The sequence below is a fragment of the Oxynema aestuarii AP17 genome (assembly GCF_012295525.1).
GTDB classification, from domain to species: Bacteria; Cyanobacteriota; Cyanobacteriia; order Cyanobacteriales; family Laspinemataceae; genus Oxynema; species Oxynema aestuarii.
The window spans coordinates 1,539,396-1,558,722 of record NZ_CP051167.1; the positions used below are offsets into that span (position 1 = coordinate 1,539,396).

Here is a 19,327-nt window from a genome sequence, read left to right on the forward strand (position 1 = left end):
TATTGTAATTTATTGTACTTATCGAACGGCGATCGGCCTTAGCATTAGAAAGCAGATAGGTGACCGTGCTAAGTTTTAAACGGCGATCGTTGTGGCGGAGTGATTTGAGATTGTGAGTGTAGAAGGCAATTGCCAATTCTCCCTCCCCGTCTTTTGTGAGGGGAGTTATCAAGATTTGCGTTTGGAGTCTAATCTCGGAGAATTACCCCTTTTTTATTTTGAAGTTCAACTCAGTTTGAACTGTGCGGATATTTTACCGTTATTTGAAAAATACCCATTATTACCCGGCGTTGTTTTAAGAGATAGCGATCGCTTTTTTGGCATGATTTCTCGCCAGCGATTGTTAGAATTCTTAATTCGTCCCCGAGGGATGGAATTATTTTTAAATTCTCCCTTAGAAGTCATTTACAGCTACGCGCGAACCGACTTATTACTGTTGCACGAAACCATGCCGATTGTCGAAGTGGCGCGCTTGGCGTTGCGGCGATCGCCCGAATTACTCGGGGAACCGATCGTGGTGGAAATGAAATCGGGAAAATATAAACTCCTCAACATTCACGAACTCAATATCGCTTATTGGCAAATACGCGGCATCGAAACTCAACTACGATTCGAGCGCGTCCAAGCACAAATGATCCAAAGTGAAAAAATGGCGAGTTTGGGTCGCTTGGTCGATGGTGTGGCTCACGAAATCCTCGATCCGGTAGGCTTTATCTGGGGAAATTTAACCTATATCGACAACTACAGCACGGCATTAATTGAAATTATTGAAGCTTACGAAGCCCATATCGGCGAACCTGTCCCCGAAATCGAAGCGTTAAAAGTAGACTTAGAATTTGAATTTTTAAAAGAAGATTTACCCCATTCTCTCGACAGTATTAAAAATGGGGCGCAACGCTTAAAAACTCTGGCGACCAGTTTGCAAAACTTCTGTCATATCGATGAGGTGTTTCCCAAACCTGCCGATTTGCACTCCTGTATCGATAGCGTTTTGTTATTATTGCAAAGCCGCTTGAGTGGCGAAATTGAAGTGGTCAAAAACTACGGTCATTTACCGCCGATCCACTGTTATGCCAGCCAACTGAGCCAAGTTTTTATGAATATTCTCAGTAACGCGATCGATGCCTTGCTCAATCAGGCGATCGATCGCGAGTTTACCTCGAAGTTTCAAGGGTCGCAAAAACTCAGCCAATCGGCGCGCAAATCGCGGATTGAAATCAAGACCCAATTGGGATCGCCGGATGAAAACGAGAGCCAACAACCGCAACCGCGTTGGGTGACGATTCAGATCGCCGATAACGGTCCGGGAATGTCGCCGGACACCTTGGAGGCGACGGTCGAATCGTTTTCGGTGCAACGGCGGGCGCAAAAAGAAACCAGTTTGGCGGTGTCTTATTGGATCGTGACCGCGCGTCATGGCGGACGGTTTCGCTTGCGATCGCAGTTGGGAGAGGGGACCGAGTTCGAGATTTTATTGCCTGCATTTTGACTCGGTAAAATCTAAAATCTAACATCTAACATCAACAAAATGGCTTCATGGCAAATGGGGGAGGCAAAACGCCCGATCGCTTTTTAGTTTGCGGTTTGGGCAGTTTGGGTCAGTATTGTGTCGCCTTACTCAAAGATTTTGGGGTGTGGGTAACGGCGATCGATACGGTGGAGCCGATCGCGTGGGAAATTGAAACCTTACCGGACGCGGTCGAGATCGGGGATTGTCGGGACAAGCGGATATTAGACGCCGCGAACATCCGCAATTGTCGGGCGATTTTGTTGGTGACGCCGAGCGATCGCACGAATTTAGAAACGGCTTTGCAGGCGCGGGTGCTCAATCCGCAGATCCGCTTGGTGGTGCGATCGAGCAAACAAAATCTCAATCATCTGTTAGCGCGAGAATTGGGGAATTTTGTCGGGTTCGACCCGCATCAACTCCCGGCGCCTGCTTTCGCTTTGGCGGCGTTGGGAAATGAAACACTCGGTTTTTTCAAGTTGGACGAACAGTGGTTGCAAGTGGTCCGCCGCCAGGTTCGACCGGGCGATCGCTGGATCGGGCGCCCGGTTCGCGAACTGAATCGGCGATCGCGCCGCCTCCTCGCCCACGGTTCCAAAAGGACGGGCAATCGTGCCGATCGCTGCCATCCGCTCTTTTATCAATGGAATCCGAATACGATCGTCCGGGAAGGAGATGCGTTAATTTACATCGAGACGATGGCGCGGATCGAGACGCGATCGCGCGAAATCCCGATCGCACGGCGTTTCTGGCAACAGTGGCGAGGTCAAACCTGGCGGGACTGGCGCGACAGTCTGGCGCGGTTTTGGCGCCGCAATCTCCAGCATCAAGTCCGTCGAGTGGCGATCGCGGCGAGCTTGACGATCGCGATCTTGCTGGTCTGGGGAACGCTGCTCTTTCGGCTCGCCTTTCCAAACTGGAGTCTCGCCGAGGCTTTGAATGTCACGGCGATCTTGCTCCTCGGGGGTTATCCCGAACTGTTTGGGGAAATTCAAACCTCCCTGTCGGTTCCGTGGGGGTTGCAATTGTTCGGCTTGGGGCTGACCTTAGCGGGAACGGCTTTTGTAGGGGTTTTGTATGCTTTGGCGATCGAATATTTACTCAGCGCCCGTTTGGACTTTCTCAAACGCCGTCGTCCGATTCCCCATCGCAATCACGCGATCCTCGTCGGGTTCAATCCGATCGGATCGCACACGATCGCCCTGCTGCAAGAGTTTCGCCAACCTTTAGTCTGCGTGGTCGATCGCCCCTTCGATTGGGAACGCCTGCCACCCATTCCGACGGTGGTCGGCAAGGTGCACGAAGCACTCACCCAGGTCAATTTAAGCCGCGCCCGCAGTGTCATCGCGATCGCCAACGATCGAATAGAAAATCTGGAAGTGGCGTTAATGGCCCATCAGGTCAATCCGGAAATTCACTTAGTAATTCACACTTTAGATATGCGTTTTGGCGAAAATATTGCTCATCTTTTACCTCGATCTCACGTATTGTGTGCGAGTTTGTTGGCGGCAGAAGCTTTTGTCGGAGCGGCTTTTGGGGAAAATATCGAGCACCTATTTCGCTTCGACGGACGCACGGTCTTAGTGACGGAATATACCATCGAAGCAGGGGATACCCTCATCGGCTTAATTTTGGCTGAAATTGCCTACGGTTATGGCGTCGTGCCGATTTTATGGCAGCGATCGCCCCAAGGAGAAGCCCAGTTAATGCCGTCCGATGACAGCCGTCTCCATTGCGGCGATCGCCTGGTCGTTTTGGCGACGATGGAAGGGTTGCGCGCGATCGAACGGGGAGAATTGGAGCGGCGATCGGTCGGAGTTTGGGTCAAAAGTGCGCTGACTCCCGACGCCGCGTTTGAAGGCGCACAAACGATCGCCCGTATTTCCGGCTGTAATATTGGTACGGCGCGATCGCTGATGGAGAATTTGCCGGGGAGGTTAGCCATTCCCCTCTACTATCCACAGGCGTTAAGACTGGTGAGCCATTTAAAGCGGATTCAAGTGGAAGCGGAAATAGAGGTGGATTGAGGGAATCAGCAGGGGACAGGAGGGGTACGCCCGACATCTAACATCTAAAATGTTAACTCCCTACCGCCACTCCTTCTTTCCAGGCGATCGCCTCGCCCTCGTCTTCAACGGGATAAGGCGGGTTGCTGGCGTTCTACTAAGGTGACGAAGTTAGACAAGATTTGCAAACCCAAATCCGAGGATTTTTCCGGGTGAAATTGTACCGCCATCAAGTTGTCCCGGGCGATCGCGGCGGTGACCGTTTGGCTGCCGTGGGTGACCGTGGCGGCTCTCACTTCAGGGTCGATGGGATCTACGTAGTAAGAATGGACAAAGTATACCCAAGGGTGGGCGGGTAAATTCTGCCAGAGGGGAATCTCGGGTTGGGTGAAGTCGAGTTGATTCCAGCCCATGTGAGGCACCGTCAAGCCGGGTTCGGATCGGAAGCGGCGAACCGTACCGGGAATAATGCCCAAACCGGGTTCTTTCCCTTCTTCGCTACCGTCGAAGAGGATTTGCAAGCCGAGACAGACGCCGAGGAAGGGCTTACCGGAGGCGATCGCCTCTTTGACGACGCCGACGAGATCGCGCGATCGCAGGTGTTGGATAGCGGGATCGAAGGCGCCGACCCCGGGGAGGAGTACCGCGTCCGCCCGGGCGATCGTGTCGGCGTCCTCGGCGATCTGGGCCGTCGCCCCGGCGTTTTCCAAGCCTTTGCACACCGAGTGCAAGTTTCCCATGTCGTAATCTACAACGGCGATAACTGGCATTGCCCCATCCTTCTGCGTGCGAACATCGAGCGGAGAGTTCACGAAATTTGGTACAATTCCGTGAGATCGGGCGCGATCGCGACTCCGAACCTCCTTATTGTACGCGATGAAAGAGTTTAGAGTTTAGAGTTTGGATTTTAGAGTCGAGATTTTAGAGGGGAGAGTTGGGGAGTCGAAAGTTTAGATTTTAAAGGGCGATCTGGCAATGACTCGAACGGTTTTGCTGACTTCGTTTACCACCTGGTTACCCCACCAACCCTCTAATGCTTCAGACGATTTGTTGGGTTATTTAAGCCGCGATCGCTTCGCGACGCCTCCGGCGGATCGCGCACTGTTACAAAACGCTCATTTTTTGAGAAAACTGCCCGTCGATTTTCACTTAGCCCCCCAACGGGCGATCGCGGCGATCGAACACCTGCAACCGGAGGCGATCGTCTGTTGCGGAATGGCAGAAACTCGGCAAAAACTCACCCTAGAATCTCGGGCCCGGTATGGCGATCGCACGGTCAACAATCCCCTCGATCTCGATCGCCTCGTCCACGGCTTACAGTGGACTGAAATTAGCCACGATGCGGGACAATTCGTCTGCGAACGGCTGTATTATTCCGTTCTCGATTATCTCCACCACCGACAGAAAGCCACCGTCGGCGCGATCGCGGTTCGACCCGACCCCGTAAAGCATGACAACCATCGCCGTTGCTTGTTCGTCCACGTTCCGCCTCTCAATCGCGAGAACCTCACCGCGATCGCGCAAGATTTTGTAACAATTTTGCAGCGCCTCTAATCCCCCGGCAACATCGGATACCCGGCGATCGCCCTTCGCGAAAACCCTGCCCGAGCGATCGGCTCGATCCGTCCATTTCACAAGCTAAAACCACAGCCACTCTTTCACAAAATCCGCCGCATTCAACCCCGTTCCCCCTCGCCGAAACAGCACATTTCTCCCCGACAACCAGCAATTTGTAATCTTTGTAACAACTATTACCGCCTTCCACTGACACGATTTATAAATACTCCCAACCCATAGCCTTTATAGACCTTACCAACATCGGGCCGTGCGATTTGACAACTACGATCCAGGGGATTTTTACGACGAACTGTTCGCTTCCAAGGGTCAACCCCGTCCCTACACCACCCCTTTAATTGAAAAAATTAATTCCCTTTCCGAAGGCGAACTGGTGCAACGCCAACAAGCGGCGCAAATTGCCATGTTCAAAATGGGAATCACCTTCAGTGTCTACGGAGACAGCGAAGGAACCGAACGGATTTTCCCCTTCGACCTGATTCCGCGCATCGTCGCCGCACAAGAATGGCAAGAACTCGACCGAGGACTGAAACAACGGATTCATACCCTCAATCTGTTTATTGCCGATATCTACGGCGAACAGAAAATTATTAAAGACGGAATTATTCCTCAAGATATTATTTATTCCGCCAAAGGTTTTCTCAAACCCTGCATGGGTTTAAAACCGCCGGGGGATATCTGGTGTCACATCACCGGAACCGACCTGGTACGGGATAAAAATGGCCAGTGGTACGTATTAGAAGATAACCTGCGCTGTCCTTCTGGGGTTTCCTACGTTCTGGAAAACCGACGGGTGATGAAAAGCACCTTTTCTCAAGTATTCCGAACGATGGACATCCAACCCGTAGACGAATATCCCTCGCACTTACTCGAAACCTTACTCAATATTGCCCCTCCCCATTTACCCGATCCGACGGTGGTGGTATTAACCCCGGGGATTTATAATTCGGCTTATTTCGAGCATTCTTTCCTCGCCCAACAGATGGGGGTCGAACTGGTCGAAGGGCGGGATTTAGTCGTCGCCGACGGCTACTTACAGATGCGAACGACGAAAGGCTTGCAGCGTGTCGATGTCGTCTATCGCCGCATCGACGACGATTTTATCGATCCGAAGGTGTTTCGGTCGGACTCGATGCTCGGAGTTCCGGGACTGACGGAAGTTTACCGCGCCGGACGGGTCGGAATTGCCAATGCGTTAGGAACGGGGGTGGCGGACGATAAGGTGATTTACGCTTACGTTCCGGAAATGATTCGCTACTATCTCGGGGAAGAGCAGATTTTACCGAACGTTCCGACATATATGTGTTGGGAACCGAAGCAACTGGAATATGTGTTGGCGAATCTCGATAAGTTAGTGGTCAAGGCGGCGAACGAATCGGGCGGTTATGGAATGTTGGTGGGAACCCAAGCCACGCCGTCAGAACGGGAGGAGTTTGCGGAAAAAATTAAGGCCAATCCGCGCAATTATATCGCCCAACCGACGTTATGTTTGTCGCGGGTTCCGACGTTATTAAACGGTCAGTTTGAGGGATGTCACGTCGATTTGCGTCCTTATATTCTTTACGGAGAAGATATTTATGTGAATCCGGGAGGATTGACGCGGGTTGCCCTCAAACGGGGTTCTTTGGTGGTCAATTCTTCTCAAGGGGGAGGGAGTAAGGATACTTGGGTGTTGACTCGATGAATTTTAGATTTTAGATTTTAGATTTTAGATGGTTCTAATTTCTGATTTTTGATTTCTAATTTCTAGTTTTGGGCGGACAGGATGACTGTCCCAAAGGATCGTGAATTTTCCCCTTAGATTTATACCTTTAAGTTATCAGCCAAGATCATGCTCAGTCGTGTTGCAGATTCAATTTACTGGCTCAATCGTTATGTAGAACGGGTTGAAAATATCGCTCGTTTTATTGATGCGAATTTGAATTTAATTCTGGATTCTCCGGCGGGAATGGATCAGCAGTGGGAACCGTTAATTGCGGTGACGGGAGATTTAAAACTGTTTCAAGAGAAATATGGAGAGTTTACGGCAGAAAAAGTTATTCAATTTTTGACATTCGATCGCGACTACAATAACTCGATTTTGTCTTGTTTGCGATCGGCGAGGGAGAACGCGCGATCGGTGCGAGAAATTATTTCCTCGGAAATGTGGGAACAAATCAATGCGTTCTACATGATGGTCACCGATGCTTGTCCGGGGAAACCCCTTGGGGCGTTGCACGAATTTTTCGCGGAGGTGAAGTTATCGAGTCACCTGTTTGCGGGAATTATGGATGCGACGATGACCCATAATGAGGGATGGCATTTCGGACAGATAGGGCGCTTGATCGAACGGGCGGATAAAACATCGCGCATTTTAGATGTGAAATATTTTATTTTGTTGCCGTCGGTGCAAGATGTGGGGACGACGTTGGATGAAATTCAATGGATGTCGTTATTGCGGTCGGCGAGTGCGTATGAGATGTATCGCAAACGCCAACATCGGATTACGCCGAAGGCGGTGGCGGATTTCTTGATTTTAGATGCGAATTTCCCGCGATCGATTCGTTTTTGTTTGATTTCGGCGGAACAGTCTTTGCATCAAATTACGGGAACGCCTTTAGGAACGTGGCGCGATCCGGTGGAAAGGACTCTGGGGCGGTTGCGATCGGAAATGGATTATCTGACGGTTGACGAGGTGATGGATACGGGATTGCACGAGTTTCTCAATGGCTTGCAAGAACAACTCAATCAGGTGGGTGAAAAGATTTTTGCGACCTATTTCGCGCTCAATCCGGTGGAAGAAAGGGTAGAAAACTGGACGCCGATCGCCCGTCTGAGCAAGCAAACGCAAACGTTGTTGAGATAATACAAGGGTATTGTCTCAACAAGTTTTTGACAGACGATCGTGCGTTACGAAATTATTCACACGACGAGTTACGCTTACAACCGGGCGGTCACGTTCGATCCGCACGTTCTGCGCTTGCGATCGCGCAATGATTGCACGCAAACGTTGCACGATTTTCACTTGCAGATCGCCCCGGAACCGATCCGGATCTCGGACATTATCGATCTCGAAGGAAACGATCTGGTCAAGGTTTGGTTCGACCAAACGAGCGATCGCCTCGAATTTACGGTCAAATCCGAGGTGGAAACGTTTCGCCGAGATCCGTTTAATTTTCTACTCGAACCGTGGGCGGTTCGCTTACCCATCGACTATCCGGAACCGTTGCGAACTCAACTGCACTGCTATTTGCATCCGTTGGGTACCCCCAGTACGGTCGATCCGGTGGTGGCGCAACTGGCCCACGAAATTTGGCAGGATGTGGCGGGAAGTACGACGGCGTTTGTCTGCGAACTCAACCAACGCCTGCATGAAAATTGCCGCCACCAGGTGCGCGAAACGGGACCGCCTCTGGAGGCGAGTGTGACTTGGACCCAAAAACAGGGCAGTTGTCGGGATGTGGCGGTTTTGTTTATGGAAACCTGTCGGGTGATGGGATTGGCGGCGCGGTTCGTCAGTGGGTACCAACAGGGAAATCCGAATTGGAAGCGGCGCCACCTGCACGCTTGGGTGGAGGTTTATTTTCCCGGCGGGGGATGGCGCGGTTACGATCCGACCCAAGGGATGGCGGTGGGCGATCGCCACGTGGCGTTAGTCGCCAGTGCGATTCCGAAACAGGCGGCGCCGATTTCCGGGACGTTTCGCGGGAGTGCGGTGCGATCGCAGATGAACGCCCATTTATCGATTAAGGTTCTCGACGGCGACGACGGCGGTGGGGTTGGCGCGTCGGATTCGTTGAATTTACACCAAGCGACGGAACGGGAAATTTACGAAATTCTGCATTCTAAAGGAACGGCAAAAAAAGAGATTCAGGCGGCGATCGAGGCGATCGCCTACTGGCAGGACGGCGATCGCGAACTGACGTGGAAAAACTTAAAACAGTCCACTAAATCCGGCAAGCATAAAGTGAAAGGTTTTGGCAAAAAAACCTACAAACTCTTACAAGAACTTGCCTTTTTGCGCGAGGCGTGAGGGCGATCGCCGCGAATCGGTTCAATCGATTAAAATATCTTCCTCCGACTCGTAATATTCCCACTCAATATCCGGCATGTCGTCAAATGCCTTTTTGACGTAGGTTTCCCATAACTTGCGGATTTTCGCTAAATAGGGATCGCCCAAGCGCAAGCGCAATTGATGGCGGATACTAAAAGAATCTTTTTCGTACATCACCAAATCGATCGGCGGACCGACAGAAATATTCGATTTCATCGTCGAATCGATCGAGAGTAAAGCGCATTTCGCCGCCGCCTCCAAGGGGGTATCGAAATTGAGAGTTCGATCTAAAATAGGCTTGCCGTATTTAGTCTCGCCAATTTGTAAAAACGTCGTTTCTTTGGTGGTGTGAATGTAGTTTCCTTGGGTATAAATCAGGTAAAGTTTCGCTTCTTCCCCGTGAAGTTGTCCGCCTAAAAGAAAGCTGCATCGGGCGTCAATGCTATCGCGTTCCAACCAGGAGCGATCGCGATCTTGCACTTCTCTAAGTTTGTTGCCGACATAACGGGCGATTCCTTCCATACTGTCGATAGTATGTAAGTTATGGTCCTCCTTAAACTTGAGGTCTTTCTCTAAGGCGGTAATCACCGCTTGGGTAATTGACAAGTTCCCCGACGTACATAAAACGACTACCCGATTGCCCGATGCGGAAAAATCGAACAATTTTTGATAAGTCGAAATATAATCGACTCCGGCATTGGTTCGAGAGTCCGCCGCCATTACTAATCCGAAGCGAGTCACGATCCCGAGACAATACGTCATAACAGCTTACTGAGAGAGCAACCTTAAATTTTAAGTCCTCAAAGTTTATCAAACAAAAGGCATTGAAAAGATGAGCCAGTGAACTTCTCGACGACAAGGAACGACCGACGCATCACCTTTTCAGCCTTTCCGAGTCGATCGCCTAAGACCCGCCGACACCCCACTCCAAAAAGGCGGCAGCTTCCACGTGGGAGGTCTGGGGGAAGAAATCGGCAGGTTGTACCGTCGTCAAGCGATAGCCGCCCTCGCAGAGAATTTTGAGGTCGCGGGCGAGGGTGGCGGGTTTGCAACTGATGTAGACCAGTTGGCGGGGGCGCAGGTCGAGCAAACTTTCGAGGACGGCGCGATCGCAGCCCTTGCGCGGGGGATCCAACAACACCAGATCCGGAGGCCGATCTTCGGTCAACCCCAACGATTCCGGTTGCGACAGTAAAGTTTCTACGGCGCCTTGATAAAACTCGACATTATTCAAGTCGTTGAGTTCGGCGTTGGCGCGGGCGCAGGCGATCGAGGCGTCGCTGACTTCCAAACCGATCGCCCGTCGGACCCGTTTCGCCAAGGGTAAAGTAAAGGTTCCGATCCCGCAATAGGCATCGATCGCCAGTTCGTCGCCGCGCAAATTCAGCCGTTCGAGGACGCGATCGAATAACGCTTCCGCCGTTTCCGTATTGACCTGAAAAAACGTATCCGCCCGAACCTGGAGTTTGACCCCGGCAAACTGTTCGGTCAAGGCATCCCGTCCGCTCACCGTGCGGGTTTCGTTGCCTAAAATGGCATTTGTTCGCCGGGAATTGCGATTGAGACAGACGCCGACGAGGGAGGGATAGCGATCGCGCCACTGCTGCGCCTGAGCTTCGATCTCGGGAACGTCCCAATCAGTCACCACCAAGGTTAACAAGATTTCCCCACTTCGCCGACCGATTTGCAGGGATAGGTGACGCAACAGACCACGATGGGTTTGGCTGTTGTAAATCGACCAGCCCCGATCTTGGATATCTTGCTTGACTTGGGCTAAAAGCGGATTGAGGCGCGGATCTTGTACCGGACATTGGTTTAAGTTAACCAGGCGGTGACTACCTTTGCGGTAATAGCCCGCTTGTACGCGCCCTTGGGACGACAGCGAGAGGGGATAGGTCGCTTTGTTGCGATAACCCAAAGGGGACGGGGATTCGTCGTCGGTGTGGGGGACGAGAACGGGTTCTACGGGAGGGTTGGGAATGCCGCCAATGCGGGCGATCGCCTCCCGGACCAGTTGGCGTTTGGTTTCGAGTTGGAATTCGTAAGCGACATGCTGCCACTGACAGCCCCCGCATTTATCTGCGACGATACAACGGGGACGGGTTCGGCGATCGGACGGTTCGATCAGGCGGTGGAGTTGACCTCGGGCGAAATTGGGCTTGACGTGGACGAGACGGACTTCGGCGCGATCGCCCGTCACCGTATCGGGGACGAAGACGACCCGCGATCCCCAACGCCCTACCCCTTCCGAGGTGTCGCTGAGATCGACAATTTCGATCTCGATTAATTGTCCCTGTCTCCAGGAGTCATCTTGAGAATGCGGACTTAAAGATGGCTGATTCATTCTAGGTCGTTGAGGAGCGAGGGTTGAGGGTCTGAGGGTCTAAAGATGGGTTGCCCCGGCAATAAGTCTTTATTTGTGTTCCCCCAAATCGGTAAACTACAGGGGATAACTAATATTTTCCAATACCATGAGTGTAGTTAGCCAAGTTATTCTCAACGCTGACGACGAACTTCGTTATCCTAGCACTGGCGAACTCCAGAGCATAGTAGACTTTTTTCAAACCGGAGAACAACGGTTGCGCATTGCCACGACCCTGGCTGAAAACGAGAAGAAAATTGTCGATCGCGCCAGCAAGCAACTGTGGCAAAAACGCCCCGATTTCATCGCTCCCGGTGGAAATGCTTACGGGCAACGTCAACGGGCTCAATGCCTGCGCGATTATGGCTGGTATTTGCGTCTGGTGACCTACGGCGTTCTCGCTGGCGACAAGGAACCGATCGAAAAAATTGGTTTGGTCGGCGCCCGGGAAATGTACAACGCCCTCGGCGTTCCCCTCCCCGGGATGGTGGAAGCGATCCGGTGTTTGAAAGAAGCGTCTCTAGGGCTGTTGAGTGAAGATGATGCCGCCCAAGCTGCACCCTACTTTGACTACATCGCTCAAGGCATGTCCTAATTCATCGAGTGCGATCGGGTACGATCCCACTCCCTAAGTTTGTCAAACCCTCCAGCTTTGGGGCTGGGGGGTTTTGTGATTTTAGATTCTAGATTTTAAATTTTAGATTTTAGATTTTAGATAGAGAGAGCAATATTTTGCGGTTGACGCCTCATTGAGCCTGCGCCACGGGCTAGGGGGAATTCCCAGAGTGTGGGGACTGAGCGATCGCCCGTTCGCAAATGCTATAACAGAACCAACTTTAACTAGACCGCTACGACAAATTAGCATTTCAACTCATTTCTATTCGCCGATGAAAGAATTACTCATTTCTTGGTTGACTGTTGCCGGGGATGCCTTGCAAAATAACAGTCGGTTCATGACCTGGAATTTGTTTTTAGCCTTAGTTCCATTAGGGCTGAGTTTCTGGCTATTTTACCAACCGCGATCGCTGTGGTTGCGTTGGGGGGTGCCGCTTCTGATTGGCGCTACCTTTTTGCCCAATAGCTTACGGGTCGCCGAATACGCGCTGTTTCTCTTACGAGATCTCGGCACGAATTATTTACTCTGGACTGCATTATTTACGACGGTGTTAATGGCTTTAGAAATCGGGCGGTTGCAAAGGGGTCAGGGGCGATCGCACGTGTTGTTTTGGTGGATTGGATTTGCTACGTTTATCGCCTTTTTACCGAATGCACCCTATGTGTTAACTGATGTCATTCATTTAATCGAAGATATTCGCCAAGGCTATTCGGTTTGGATTATTACCCTCGCCTTAATTCCGCAATATCTGGTGTTTATGATTCTCGGTTTTCAAGCCTATGTTTTATCCCTGATGAATTTGGGACGCTATTTAAAGCGCAATGGCTGGGGAAATTGGATCGCGATCTCGGAAATTATTATTCACGGGTTATCGGCGATCGGGATTTATATCGGACGTTTTCAACGCTTTAACAGTTGGGATATCGTCACCAATCCCGATGTTTTAGTCACCCGTGTCATGACCGAATTAGTGGGTAAACGTCCGGTTTTGGTGATGGTGGTTACCTTTGTCGTCATTACTGTTTTGTATTGGATTTGCAAAAAGCTCACTCTAGGGATCGTTTCTTTGCAAGCACTAGAAGCCAGCAAAAACACTGCGGCACCGCTTTATAAGGCCCAGGAGTCAGAATAATTCAGTTCTTAAATTTGAGGCGGGGAAACCTGTTGGCGGGCGGCGTCGATCGCGAGGCGCCGTTCGGCCCGGGCGATCGCGCGGTAGGTCGATTCGATCGCGTCGGGTTCGACGGAAATCGAATCGATGCCCCAGCGCACCAGCTCGTCTACGATCTCGGGGTGGCGTGCGGGGGCCAAACCGCAAATCGAGCAAGGAATCCCCGCTTGTTTGGCTTGCGAAACCAACTGATAAATCGCCCGTTTGACTGCTTTGTGGCGGGCGTCGAAGGCTGCCGCCATTTGCGGGTGTTCGCGATCGGCGGCGAGCAGTAATTGGGTCAAATCGTTGGTTCCGATCGAAATCCCCTGGACGCCCGCACGGACGTATTCGGGGACGAGAAAGATCGACGAGGGAACTTCCGCCATAATCCACAGTTGAAAATCGTTGCCGTCGTCGAGTCCGGCCCGTTTGACCCGGCGACGACAGAAAACGAACTCTTCGACGGAGCGCACGAAGGGTAACATCAAATGAATGTTGCGCTGTCCCTGTTGTCGCAGGTGGGCTAAGGTTTCTAATTCTAAATCGAATAAGGCCGGATCGATTAAATAGCTAAAGGCACCGTGGACGCCCAAGGTTTCGCTCTCGCCTTGGGTGGCGGCGCCATTATCTAAATAGGGCGGGGAAAGGCTGGATGCGGGAACGGGTTTGGGGGCGCTTTGGCGCGATCGCAGGTCGAGAGAACGGTAAAAAATTGGTCGCGGATAAAACAATTCGGCTAATTGAGTCAGATAATTGGCGATTTTATCGAAGGTTTCGATCCCGACGGCGCGATCGCGGGATAATTCCCAACTGGGCATTTGCGATAACTCGCACGCTAACAGTTCCGATCGCACCAAACCGACGCCATCGACGGGTAAGCGGGCGAGTTGTTCGACCCGGCGCCCGTAACCGAGATTGACGAGCATTTTGGTGCTGTTCGGTACCAGTTCTTCAAACACGGACAAGCCGCGATCGCTGGCATAAACTAAACTTTCCAGCCGAGAATTGGACAAGTTCGGGGGCGGATCGTCCGTGGGGTCTGGCGAAGGGTGGGGCTGTCGGCTAACGACGCCGCTACCTCCGTCTACGAGTAAGGATTCCCCACTGGTAATGGCGCGGGTAATGTTGGGGACGCCGACGACGGCGGGAATTCCCAATTCCCGGGCGACGATCGCCGCGTGGCTGGCGATCCCGCCACGTTCGGTAACGATCGCCGCCGCTTGACTGACGGCGGCGCAGTTTTCCGGGGCGATCGCCTCGGTGACTAAAATATGGCCGGGAGGGATGCTGTCGTGAGTGGCGCGATCGCCATCCCACAGGTAAGCCGGGGCGATCGCCCGACCGGAAGCGGCCCCAATTCCTTGCCAGCTTTGGGTTGGCTCGTTCGCCGCGCCGTTGTCTGCGGGGGTTGGCGACGGTTGCGCGGCGATCGGGGCTTCTGGGAGTTGAGAGGCGTCTGCACGATAGGCTTGACTCAGATAAAAGCGGCTCGAACCGTTTTCCCGAGCGGGGTAGAGCAACCATTGGGCGAGAAAGCAATCCCCCAGTTGCTCGCGCAGTTGTTGGCTGAGGCGGATTGCGCCTTGCAATTGAGTCGGATCGAGGACGGAGCGATCGCGTTCGCCATCGGTGAGGGGACGCTCGATCTCGACGATCTCTATTTTCCCTTGGCCGTTGCATTCGGCTCCGGGGGTTTGGGGTTCGAGTTCGTAGGCGATGCGGTGGCGACCGGGTTGACGATCGCGGATCTGAGCGGTTTCGGGATCGACGAGATCGCGATCGCCGAATACGTCGTCGCGTCCGAGGGCGATTCCCAACCCCCAGGTGCTTTCAATTTGCCACTGTTGCGGACTCGCGGCGATCGCTCCGGAGGCGATCGCGTTGTCTGCGCTTTGTACGAGGATGGCTAAATCTAAGGACTGGAGCCCGATTCCGGCGCGCTGCCAGTAAAACAGATTGCGGGCGCGAAATAACTCGGCCCAGGTCTGGAGGATCCCCCGGGCGATCGCCTCCGGTTGCACGGGACTGTAGTAGCTATCGAGTAAACTCGACGCTTTTAGCGCCAAGGCGCCATGGTCGGAATCGCCGTGGACGTGCAGGGACGGGGAGAGCTTGACCGTGGGGCTGCCGAGGCTGGCGATCTCCTCGACGAGGCGATCGAGCCAGGTTGCGGGGATCTCGGCGGCGAGCAGTTCTCCTCGGATATGGCGGGCGATCGCCTGAAGTTGCCGGGGATCTTCGAGATTGAGATGCAAGGAAGAATTGAGCAATTCGGCAAATAATGGCTCTACCCAGTCGTAAGCTTCTAAAAACTCCCGTAGGCTTCGCGCCGAAATCACCAATCCCGGCAATACGGGCAATCCTTGCCGCGCGAGGTGGCCGAGAGCGTAAGCAGTTTCCCCGACGATCTGCCGTTGTGCTGGCTCGATACACTCCAGCGTGTAGAGGGGATTGTCGATCGTATCCGAACCGAACATCATACTTATATTAAGGTGCGTGTATACAAATGGTTTTTAATCTGAAAGGGTAACCTTTTCGCGGTCGATCGCCTCCGGTGCGGCTACTGCCTTCAATTGAGCGATCGTCTCGTTTCCCGACCCCCCCGAACGGACGACGATCGCTTTTGGAATGGCTGGCGATCGTGGTTTTAGCAACTCCCTCAAACAGTCGTTCGCTGCTTGATTTCAACGAAAACCGCTAAATTTAAGATAAACAATTTCAAGATTAAAAACTTAAAGAAAATATAAAGAAATCATAGCATAGAGGCAATTAATGCTTGAAGGGATCGGGTCGAATTCGTGGGAAAATAGGGTAACTGTTTGGAAGCGGGAGATCGGCAGATTGTGAGCGGTTGGCAACGGGGATGGCGGGCAATTCTCGATTTATTTCTCAAATCGAACTGTCCTCTGTGCGATCGCCCGACGCCGAATGTGTTATGTCCCCAGTGCGATCGCCAGTTGCAGCGCGCCCAGTTTCCCCGATCGCAACAATACCGACGGCAAAATCCGCCCTTATTCGTCTGGGGAGAATACGGCGGCACCCTCAAACGGGCGATCGCCGCCTTTAAGTACGAAGATTGTCCCCAACTGGCGCGTCCCCTCGGTCACGCGATCGCCGAATCTTGGCTCAAGTCTCCGCTAGTTCCGGGCGATCGTCTCACCGTCGTTCCGATTCCTTTACACCCGGAAAAACTGAAAGCACGGGGATTTAACCAAGCCGAACTGCTCGCCCGTCACTTTTGCGACCTGACCGGATTGCCTTTACAAGCCCACGGATTGAGCCGCCAACGCCAAACCCAAGCCCTTTTCGGTCTCTCCCCGGAACGGCGACAAGCGGAACTCGCGGGCGCCCTCAGTCTCGGTAAAGGCTTTCAACGCCAACCCCCGCCGGGAGGGGTGTTATTATTTGACGATATTTATACTTCTGGCAGTACCTGCCGCGAGGCGATCCGGGTACTGGCAAAATACGGCATTCGGACGAGTGGGATAGTGGCGATCGCGAGCAGTCGGAGAAAAGGGGTTTAGATTGTAGGTTGCAGTTGCCTTTTGAGTTTTCTTCTGCCTCATCCTTTCCTAACGTTTCCTCAAAAAGGCTTCCAAGGTGGGGCGATCGGGTAACGAGGGCTGGGCGCCTGCTTTGGTGGCGGACAAGGCCCCTGCGGCTGCACCGTAAATTAAGGTCTCTTGTAACGAAAAACCTCGGACGATCGCCGCCGCGATCGCCCCATTGAAAGCATCCCCTGCCGCCACCGTGTCCACCGCCTCCACCGGGAACGCCGGGATCGCGATCGTCTCGTCTTTACTACAACAAACCACTCCTTTCGCCCCTAACTTGACGATCGCCCGACCGACACCGCGACGGCATAACTCCATTGCCGCTTGGCGTGCAGCTTCCACGTCGTGCACCCGAATTCCCGTCAATTGGCTGGCTTCAGTTTCGTTAGGGGTAATCCAGTCCAGCAAAGGATAAAGGCTGTCCGGCAAATCCGATCGCGCCGGGGCCGGATCGAGAATCACCGTCACTCCCGCTTGTTTCGCCCGTCTCGCCGCCGCTTCTACCGCCGCCAGGGGGATTTCCAGTTGCAATAGCAGCACTTTTGCCGTCGGTAAAACTTCGGCGAGGCGATCCACGTCGGTCTCGTCCACCCGTCCGTTGGCCCCGGGAATGACGGCGATCGTGTTTTCGCCGCTCTGTTCCACGGTAATCATGGCAACGCCGGAACCGATCGCCGGATCTTTGAGGAGGCGATCGGTTTGCACCTTCGCACTTTGTAGACTTTCCACCAGAATCTCGGCAAAATTATCGCCGCCGACCCGCCCGACGATCGCCGTCGCCACCCCCAACCGAGCGGCAGCAACGGCTTGATTGGCTCCTTTCCCGCCGGGAACCATCGAGAAGCGATCGCCCGTTATCGTTTCTCCCGGTTGCGGTAGTCGGGGGGTCGTGGCGACCAGATCGAGATTGAGACTGCCGAAAACGAGGCATTCTGGGTTAATACTGGGGTGTTGCGGGTTCATTCTCAATTTGCGATTTGTCAAGTCCACCACCAGTAAATCCTATGAGGACGACCGAAACTACCCCCCGGTCGGCGGCGGTTTTCGAGAATGTATCGAGCCGTGCGAATTTCAAGACTATTCCATTCCGAAAAATTGGCTCGTTCTCTATCAAATTGGTCGCAGCCACTACGATGCGTCCATTTACCCAAATCCCGAAACATTCGACCCCGATCGCTTTTCCCCCGAACGAGAACAAGAACGCAAACAATTATTCGGTTACATTCCTTTTGGCGGCGGTTTGCGCGAATGTTTGGGGAAAGAGTTTGCCAAGTTAGAAATGCGGATTTTTGGAGCGTTATTATGCCGCGATTACGATTGGGAACTTTTACCGGATCGAGATTTAGAATTAGTGGCGGTTCCGACGCCCCACCCTCGGGATGGATTGAAGGTGAACATCACTCCTCGGGGGATCTAGGAAGAGTCGGGATTGCTGTAAAAAACTTCTAAATGCCAAAAATCTCGGCGATCGACGATTTCCAGTCAACAGCAAGGCTGAAAGCAAATCGCAGATCGTCGAGATTTGACGCGAGATCCGGCATTATTCGGCAGTCGCCAATTCCGTGCTGCCGCGTCCGCGACGGCGAGTGAGGGTATTGAACAACATCTGACCGATCGCCTTAATCAAACTGCCTTCGAGTTCTTTGAACAGGTTCATGTTCAACCCAAACGCATCGTTGGCTTCCTCGACAATGCGATCGGCGGTCGCTTCATCGATCTCAAGGTCGTTCATCGCCTGACGGTACTTGTTTTTAAATGCTTTCTCATCAGCAATATCTTCAAACTCGTAGAAGGCGGTCCCTTCGCCATCTTGGAGATTCATCGCTCGTTGGGCAATTCCTTTGAGGATTTGACCGCCGGAGAGATCGCCGAGATAGCGGGTGTAGGAATGGGCCACCAAGAATTCCGGCGCCGTTTCCGACACTTCCCGAATCCGTTGCACGTAAGCTTTTCCGGCTTCCGAGGGCGCCACTTGCTCGCGCCAGTTGTTGCCGTAGTAGTACGCCAAATCGCTCTCCAAACTCGCCTTGCGGTTGAGCTCGGGGAAGTAGATTTTAGACACGATCGGATGGTCTTTGTGACGTTCCATTTCTTCTTCCATCGCCGTATAGACGAAGTAGAGATTCGTCACCAGATTCCGGTAAGAGGTTTTCTCGACAGTTCCTTTTAAAAAGCACTTGACAAATCCCACGTTTTCTGCCATGGTGTGGGATTTTTTCGTACCTTCGCGCAATTTGGTTGCTAAATTACTACTCATTCGGTTTCTTAGAGTTACGAACTTTAAACGAACGGCGGTGGTTCTCTTGGGGGTCGAAGAGAGCCTAAAAACAGATCTCCACTAATTTGTTACCTTAGACCGATTTGATGAGAATTTTCATTAAGAATTTTAAAGATTGCCAAATCTGGGGAAGCAGAGGGAAGATTTTAGATTTTAGATTTGAGATTTCAGCTTAAAAAAGTACAGTTTTATAAGGGGTTGGGAAGTTTTAGATGATGCAATGATTCCCTAAAATTTCGGGAG

General features: G+C 52.5%; 17 protein-coding genes. 10 read left to right on the plus strand and 7 right to left on the minus strand.

What is annotated here, in order from left to right:
- Nucleotides 1-112 precede the first annotated feature (112 nt).
- Complete coding sequence (locus HCG48_RS06255) at nucleotides 113-1,489, plus strand: sensor histidine kinase (protein ID WP_168568376.1); 1,377 nt, start codon at nucleotides 113-115, stop codon at nucleotides 1,487-1,489.
- 47 nt (nucleotides 1,490-1,536) lie between these two features.
- Nucleotides 1,537-3,534, plus strand: a complete 1,998-nt coding sequence (locus HCG48_RS06260) for a potassium channel family protein (RefSeq protein ID WP_168568377.1) — start codon at nucleotides 1,537-1,539, stop codon at nucleotides 3,532-3,534.
- A gap of 104 nt (nucleotides 3,535-3,638) precedes the next feature.
- Here HCG48_RS06260 and hisH read toward each other — a convergent pair whose 3' ends face one another.
- Nucleotides 3,639-4,283: an imidazole glycerol phosphate synthase subunit HisH gene (gene hisH / locus HCG48_RS06265; RefSeq protein WP_168568378.1), complete on the minus strand. Its 645-nt coding sequence runs from the start codon at nucleotides 4,281-4,283 to the stop codon at nucleotides 3,639-3,641.
- Nucleotides 4,284-4,488: 205 nt separating this feature from the next.
- On the opposite strand from hisH, the gene HCG48_RS06270 reads away from it, so the two are divergent.
- From HCG48_RS06270 to HCG48_RS06285, 4 genes are all read left to right on the plus strand, one after another.
- Nucleotides 4,489-5,067 (plus strand): C15 family peptidase, encoded by a 579-nt coding sequence (locus HCG48_RS06270; protein WP_168568379.1) that lies wholly within the window; start codon nucleotides 4,489-4,491, stop codon nucleotides 5,065-5,067.
- Nucleotides 5,068-5,338: 271 nt separating this feature from the next.
- Nucleotides 5,339-6,772, plus strand: a complete 1,434-nt coding sequence (locus HCG48_RS06275) for a circularly permuted type 2 ATP-grasp protein (protein ID WP_168568380.1) — start codon at nucleotides 5,339-5,341, stop codon at nucleotides 6,770-6,772.
- Nucleotides 6,773-6,919: 147 nt separating this feature from the next.
- Nucleotides 6,920-7,933 carry an alpha-E domain-containing protein gene (locus HCG48_RS06280; RefSeq protein WP_168568381.1) on the plus strand — a complete coding sequence of 338 codons (1,014 nt, stop codon included), beginning with the start codon at nucleotides 6,920-6,922 and terminating at the stop codon, nucleotides 7,931-7,933.
- Nucleotides 7,934-7,972: 39 nt separating this feature from the next.
- Nucleotides 7,973-9,100, plus strand: a complete 1,128-nt coding sequence (locus tag HCG48_RS06285) for a transglutaminase family protein (protein WP_168568382.1) — start codon at nucleotides 7,973-7,975, stop codon at nucleotides 9,098-9,100.
- Between the two features lie 21 nt (nucleotides 9,101-9,121).
- Here HCG48_RS06285 and HCG48_RS06290 read toward each other — a convergent pair whose 3' ends face one another.
- Both HCG48_RS06290 and rlmD read right to left on the minus strand, forming a co-directional pair.
- Nucleotides 9,122-9,883, minus strand: a complete 762-nt coding sequence (locus HCG48_RS06290) for a proteasome-type protease (RefSeq protein WP_168568383.1) — start codon at nucleotides 9,881-9,883, stop codon at nucleotides 9,122-9,124.
- Nucleotides 9,884-10,025: 142 nt separating this feature from the next.
- Nucleotides 10,026-11,465, minus strand: coding sequence for a 23S rRNA (uracil(1939)-C(5))-methyltransferase RlmD (rlmD, locus tag HCG48_RS06295; protein WP_168568384.1), 1,440 nt, complete (start codon nucleotides 11,463-11,465; stop codon nucleotides 10,026-10,028).
- Between the two features lie 127 nt (nucleotides 11,466-11,592).
- Here rlmD and apcD point away from each other — a divergent pair, with 127 nt between their 5' ends.
- A complete protein-coding gene (gene apcD, locus HCG48_RS06300) occupies nucleotides 11,593-12,078 on the plus strand; it encodes an allophycocyanin subunit alpha-B (protein WP_168568385.1) in 486 nt (161 codons plus the stop codon).
- A 292-nt stretch (nucleotides 12,079-12,370) separates the two neighbouring features.
- Complete coding sequence (locus tag HCG48_RS06305) at nucleotides 12,371-13,231, plus strand: DUF1361 domain-containing protein (protein ID WP_168568386.1); 861 nt, start codon at nucleotides 12,371-12,373, stop codon at nucleotides 13,229-13,231.
- An 8-nt stretch (nucleotides 13,232-13,239) separates the two neighbouring features.
- Here the strand turns inward: HCG48_RS06305 and HCG48_RS06310 are convergent, their stop codons facing one another.
- Complete coding sequence (locus HCG48_RS06310) at nucleotides 13,240-15,732, minus strand: putative PEP-binding protein (RefSeq protein ID WP_168568387.1); 2,493 nt, start codon at nucleotides 15,730-15,732, stop codon at nucleotides 13,240-13,242.
- Between the two features lie 33 nt (nucleotides 15,733-15,765).
- Nucleotides 15,766-15,906, minus strand: a complete 141-nt coding sequence (locus HCG48_RS06315; RefSeq protein ID WP_168568388.1) for a hypothetical protein — start codon at nucleotides 15,904-15,906, stop codon at nucleotides 15,766-15,768.
- Nucleotides 15,907-16,095: 189 nt separating this feature from the next.
- Here HCG48_RS06315 and HCG48_RS06320 point away from each other — a divergent pair, with 189 nt between their 5' ends.
- Nucleotides 16,096-16,776 (plus strand): ComF family protein, encoded by a 681-nt coding sequence (locus tag HCG48_RS06320; RefSeq protein ID WP_168568389.1) that lies wholly within the window; start codon nucleotides 16,096-16,098, stop codon nucleotides 16,774-16,776.
- A 48-nt stretch (nucleotides 16,777-16,824) separates the two neighbouring features.
- Here HCG48_RS06320 and rbsK read toward each other — a convergent pair whose 3' ends face one another.
- A complete protein-coding gene (rbsK, locus tag HCG48_RS06325) occupies nucleotides 16,825-17,769 on the minus strand; it encodes a ribokinase (RefSeq protein WP_168568390.1) in 945 nt (314 codons plus the stop codon).
- Nucleotides 17,770-17,776: 7 nt separating this feature from the next.
- Here rbsK and HCG48_RS06330 point away from each other — a divergent pair, with 7 nt between their 5' ends.
- On the plus strand, nucleotides 17,777-18,223 hold the full coding sequence (locus HCG48_RS06330) for a cytochrome P450 (RefSeq protein WP_168567312.1): 447 nt from the start codon (nucleotides 17,777-17,779) through the stop codon (nucleotides 18,221-18,223).
- A 123-nt stretch (nucleotides 18,224-18,346) separates the two neighbouring features.
- Here HCG48_RS06330 and HCG48_RS06335 read toward each other — a convergent pair whose 3' ends face one another.
- Nucleotides 18,347-19,063, minus strand: coding sequence for a biliverdin-producing heme oxygenase (locus HCG48_RS06335; RefSeq protein ID WP_168568391.1), 717 nt, complete (start codon nucleotides 19,061-19,063; stop codon nucleotides 18,347-18,349).
- Nucleotides 19,064-19,327: the final 264 nt, after the last annotated feature.